The organism is Stieleria sp. (genome assembly GCF_041595215.1).
Classification (GTDB): domain Bacteria; phylum Planctomycetota; class Planctomycetia; order Pirellulales; family Pirellulaceae; genus Stieleria; species Stieleria magnilauensis.
The window spans coordinates 1-5,171 of the sequence record NZ_JBFHKV010000606.1 but is presented as its reverse complement, the minus strand read 5'-3'; the positions used below and the strand labels follow the sequence as shown (position 1 = coordinate 5,171).

The 5,171-nt window shown below is 57.5% G+C and carries 5 protein-coding genes; 1 reads left to right on the top strand and 4 read right to left on the bottom strand.

From position 1 onward, the window contains the following. Nucleotides 1-381: 381 nt before the first annotated feature. Nucleotides 382-1,380, bottom strand: a complete 999-nt coding sequence (locus ABX749_RS20975) for a Gfo/Idh/MocA family protein (RefSeq protein ID WP_372897693.1) — start codon at nt 1,378-1,380, stop codon at nt 382-384. A 109-nt stretch (nt 1,381-1,489) separates the two neighbouring features. Between ABX749_RS20975 and ABX749_RS20970 the strand changes: the two genes are divergently transcribed. Beyond that, entirely contained in the window at nt 1,490-2,335 is an 846-nt protein-coding gene (locus tag ABX749_RS20970; RefSeq protein WP_372897692.1) for an amidohydrolase family protein, read from the top strand. Nucleotides 2,336-2,343: 8 nt separating this feature from the next. On the opposite strand, the gene ABX749_RS20965 is transcribed toward ABX749_RS20970, so the two are convergent. The 3 genes from ABX749_RS20965 to ABX749_RS20955 form a co-directional block, all read right to left on the bottom strand. After that, nucleotides 2,344-3,408, bottom strand: a complete 1,065-nt coding sequence (locus tag ABX749_RS20965) for a pyridoxal-phosphate dependent enzyme (protein WP_372897691.1) — start codon at nt 3,406-3,408, stop codon at nt 2,344-2,346. Next, nucleotides 3,405-4,361 (bottom strand): succinylglutamate desuccinylase/aspartoacylase family protein, encoded by a 957-nt coding sequence (locus tag ABX749_RS20960; protein WP_372897690.1) that lies wholly within the window; start codon nt 4,359-4,361, stop codon nt 3,405-3,407. Before ABX749_RS20960 ends, ABX749_RS20965 begins: the two co-directional genes overlap by 4 nt. Nucleotides 4,362-4,363: 2 nt before the next feature. Further along, nucleotides 4,364-5,171: SDR family NAD(P)-dependent oxidoreductase (locus ABX749_RS20955; RefSeq protein WP_372897689.1), on the bottom strand; the 808-nt coding region annotated here is incomplete at its 5' end.

Below are 5,171 nucleotides of genomic sequence, written 5' to 3'. Positions count from 1 at the left end.
GGGCATACGTGTTGGTGTCCAGGCTTTAGCCGCCCACTCTCGCTGCATAGCAGCGACCCGGAATCGCCTAAAGGCTAAACACCAACGGCACGGGCATACGTGTTGGTGTCCAGGTTTTAGCCGCCCACTGTCGCTGCATAGCAGCGACTCGGAATCGCCTAAAGGCTAAACACCAACGGCACGGGCATACGTGTTGGTGTCCAGGCTTTAGCCGCCCACTCTCGCTGCATAGCAGCGACCCGGAATCGCCTAAAGGCTAAACACCAACGGCTCGGACATACGTGTTGGTGTCCAGGCTTCAGCCGCCCACTGTCGCTGCGTCGCAGTGACTCGGAATCGCCTAAAGGCTAAACACCAACGGTTGCTGTGTGTGACAAAGCATTAGGAAACAGTCTCCCAGGCGTCTGTCTGTCTCGATTTCAGAATCGCCAGCGTTGAACGCAGCGTGGCGACTCCTTCATCGAAGCAGCATAACGGTTCTGCCTTTCCCTCAAGAAGATCCATAAACGCATTCGCCTGAAGAATATAAAAATCATCGCGTTGATGGTCGAACGCTTGCTGCAACGTCCAATCGCCTCCGATTTCATCCGCCAAGAACCACCGATGTCCATTGAGTTCCCATCGAGCCGCGCCGCGCTGGCACAAGACGGTCATAACGGATTCGTTCACAGGCTGATGTTGATTCGTCGTCAAACTCGCCAAGACGTCTCCGTGACGGGAAAGAACATTGACGGTGTCTTCCACTTCCACCCCGGGAAGAACCTGGTGCGCTGCATCGACGACGACCTTTGTGGCCGGTCCGGCAATCCACTCCACCGCGTTCAAAAAATGCGGCAACATGTCCTGGATCAGTCCGCCACCTTGCGCAGCGTCGGCGTAGTAGATGTTGCGATAGGCTGGACGATAAAACGGAAAGTGTTGTCCGGATTGAACTTGGACTTGTACGATCCGTCCCAGCTTTCCAGACCGGATCACCGCACGCATCTGCTGCAGCGCCGGCAGAGAGCGATAAACGAACCCGATCGAGACGCGAGTTCCATGATGCTTGATGGAATCCGACAACTGAGAGACGCCATCGGTATTCAGGCTCAAAGGTTTCTCGATCAGCAGGTGAACTCCGCGATCGGTGAGGGCTTGGGCTGTCGGAATGTGACAGGGAGCCGGAGTAGCGATGACGGCGGCGGAGAAACGCTCTTCCGCCAACGCCTGCTCCCAAGACTCGTACCCGTTGACAGCGTATCGCTCAGCCACTTCGTTGCGTCGATCGCGCAACGGCTCGCAAAACCCCACGTGGCAGCGTCCGGTTGACTGGAAGCAACGCAGGTGTCGCTCGCCGATGGATCCGACGCCGATGATCAGAATACGAGGTTGGTCGGTCATGACTGCAGATGTGTATCCTTTCTGTCCTTCACGCTAGGCAAGAACCACCGCGTGGGCGCCTTTCTCTATAGTGTACGATAATCCCACCACACCTGCGTCAAGACCTCACATGATCACAGACATTCACAGCCACGCATGGCCATTTCCTGATGCGTTCAGCGAAGACTTCATTCGCCAAGCGTCCGCGGCGAAGGCCGGGGAAACCGTCGACCTGACGATTCGTTTGGATGACTACCGCGATGCCGCGCCCCCGGGGACGCGTACCGTCGTCTTTGGTGGGAAGGCGCGATTGAGCGGATTGTGGGTCGATGATAAGTATATCGCAGACTACGTCGCACAAGATCCGGAGCGTCTTACCGGGTACCTTTCCATCGACCCGACCCAAGCGGGATGGGAAGACGAAATGCGGCACGGGCACGAGCAATTGGGGCTTTGTGGTGTCAAGCTTCTGCCGATGTACGCGGGCTTCGGCGTCGACGACGATCGGCTGGAACCGCTCTGGAAATACGCCGAAGAAAAGCGACTGCCGGTGTTGCTGCACACCGGAACCACCTTTGTCCGCCAAGCACCGTTGAAATACACGTTGCCTCGATTGATCGATCCGGTCGCGACGCGACACCCCGAGATTCGCTTCGTTCTGGCGCACCTCAGTCATCCGTACGAGAGTGAGTGCGTGGCGACCATTCGAAAGCACCCCAATGTGTTTGCCGACATCAGTGCGCTGCATTACCGACCGTGGCAACTTTACAACAGCCTGATGCTGGTCCAGGAGTATGGCGTTTGGAACAAGCTGTTGTTCGGCTCCGACTACCCGTTCACGACGGTCAACGAATCGATCTCGGGATTGAGAAAACTAAACGAGATGGTGGCGGGAACGAATCTGCCGAAATTGAATGAACAGGAAATCGAGAAGTTGATTTTCCGTGATGGGTTCGAAATCCTTGGGATTTCCTAATTCGATTCTCAATCCTCAGCGAACATCGCGTCCGCGGTAACGACCGGACACTCCGCATCGGCATTCATTGCGTCGATCGATGACAAGTCTTTGAAACCGCTTCCGGTGACCAGGCAAATCACGGGCAAATCAAGATCCAGCTCGGCCCGTCTGGCCGCTTTAAGCGCCCCCGCGAGCGCCACCGCACCGGCCGGTTCACTAAAGATCCCTTCGGCACGCGCGAGGAGCTTTTGGGCATCGAAAATCTCTTGATCCGAAACGGTGTGCCCCGTGCCGCCTGATTCTCGGCAAGCGGCAATCACCTCGTTGCCATCAATCACGTTGGCGACTTGCAGCCCGCTGACCTTCGTGCTGCAGCGAACGTTGCGCGCCTCGTCGCTGCCTTCGCGAAGTGGGCCGGCGATCGTGTCGTTCCCTTCCGGTTGCACGCAGTGGACCGATGCAAGTCCGTTCGCTTTGGCAAACCCGCGAGCCACTGCCAGTGTGAGCCCGCCACCGCCCGCCGGGCAAAAAACGTTTCCTTGATCAACAGGCACCTGACCCTGCAATTCAAATGCGATGCTCTCCACTCCCTGCATTCCGAGCGGACTGTAGCGAAACGCGCTGATCTGTAGGGCGAAACCTGGTTGCCGAGATTTCGCTTCGAGTCGTTCGAAAACACATCCTGTCACACTCGCATCGGTGCCAAACTCTCGAACCCGCTGGATTTCCGCTCCGTAAGCCAACATCTGTTGCAGCTTGGCCGATGGTGCCGATTCGACCACTGCGATTCGACATCGAATCTTCGCCGCGGCGCAGTACGCTGCCAGAGCCGCGCCAGTGTTTCCACTCGACGTGGCCAAACATGTGTGTTGCCCATTCGCCAACATGTGGCTGACAGCCAGGGCGGCAAACCGGTCTTTGTAAGACCCGCTGGGATTCACCGTCTCGAGCTTGAAAAAGAGATTACGAATCCCAAATTCAGCGCCGATACTCCTCGAACGAATGCAAGGCGTCTGCCCCTCACCGAGCGAAAGGCAGTTCTCATCGGGAATCGATGGGGAATACCGATCCGTCCATCGCCACACACTCATGACTGCTCTCCAGTTTCCACGATGACGGCCACGGAGTCGCCTTCATTGATTCTCGGATACTCGCGCAGCATGACAACGGTCCCGTCCTGTTCAGCGACCACCGCATGCTTCTCACCTCCGAACAGCGATTCGATCTCGGCAAGCAACTCGCCGCATGAGACTCTTTGGCCGAGCTTTACCTTAAGAGTCAAGAACCCTCCGGTGGGCGCCGGATGGCTGACTTGCATGTGCCCCGAACCGACGCGCCAGTCTTCGGCCACTTGCTGGTCGTCGCACCTCTGGATCGCTCCCGGCAGCATCTCAAAGTGCCGCATCACGTTCAGACATCCAGTGAGAAGCGGGTGATTGATTCCCGCTGAAGCAAACGCACCGCCTGACAGCTCGGAAAGCTCACGATGCGCACCGAGATACTCGACGTAGATGGCAGGAACGCCGGCATCACGCGCCACCGAAAGGGACCGCCCTTGCAACTCCGCCGACGTGCCCCAGACGAATGGCAGCCCAAAAACGGACGCGATCTTTCGCTGCTGCTGCAGAATCGCTGAATTCGCGTGGAGCATGTAACCGGCCAGCGGCAAAACGCACAACTCCGTTCCTCCCGAATGCAAATCGATGTAGAAATCCGCTTCGGCGATCTGACGACTCAACGCATGAGCGACTCGCTCGGTGACGGTTCCGTCTTGCCGTCCGGGACAAGTGCGTGCAAGGTCCCGACCGTCATCACCGACGCGGCGTCCGGCGTGGTACGCCGAACGATTGACAACCGGGATTAATGTCAACGTGCCGCGCAGCTCTCGCCTAAGTCTGTCATCCGAGTCGAACCTTCGAATCAGTTCGCCCACGGCAAGCATCGGCAAATACTCATCACCGTGAACCCCCGCGGTGATCAGCAGATTTGGCCCGACATGATTTCCGCCAAAGCGACGAAATTTTAGCTGGATCGCTTCGTTCATGCTCACAACGGATCAGCTTCCTGTGGCTCATCGTCGGCTCGCATGTCCTTGAACCGGAATCCACCGTCGACCGGCAGCACGACTCCGGTGATGTAGTCGGCGGCTTCGGAAACCAAAAACGCGGCGGCGCGACCGATGTCCGACGGCGTGCCGATGCGTCCCCAAGGCAAGGTGGGGCCTCGTGCTTCGATGACTTCCTTGGTAAATGTCTTTCGTTCGGTAGGTGTGTCGATCCAGCCGGGCGCAATCGCGTTGACGTTGATGCGATGCGGGAACAGTTCCACCGCGATACTCCGGGTCAGCTGATTCAGAGCAGCCTTGGCCGATCCATAGGGGCCATTGCGTGCAAACGGCATCTCGCCAACGACGCTGCTGATAAACAGGATCTTTCCCGATATCTCACGTTCTACCATGTGGCGTGCGACCGCTTGGCTGATACGGAACCCCGATTTGAACGTCGCGTCGATCACCTTGTCGAATTCATCAGCGGGAAACTCCAGAAAGCCGCATCGCTTTCCGTAGGCCGGGTTGCTGACCAAGATGTCGATTGTGCCGGCAAGTTCGATCGCCTGACGAACCAGCAATTCACAACCGGCTGCGGAAAAAACATCGGCTTCAACCGTCCAACATTTTCTTCCCAACGTACGAATCTCTTCAGCGGTCTTGGCGAGTTCGTCGCTGCCAGGTCGGTCATTGAGAATCAGGTCGGCACCGGCGTCAGCCAGCTCAAGTGCGCAGCCTTTTCCAATGCCGCAACCAGCTCCGGTGACGAGCGCGCATTTTCCGTCCAGGCGAATAAGATCAAGCAAG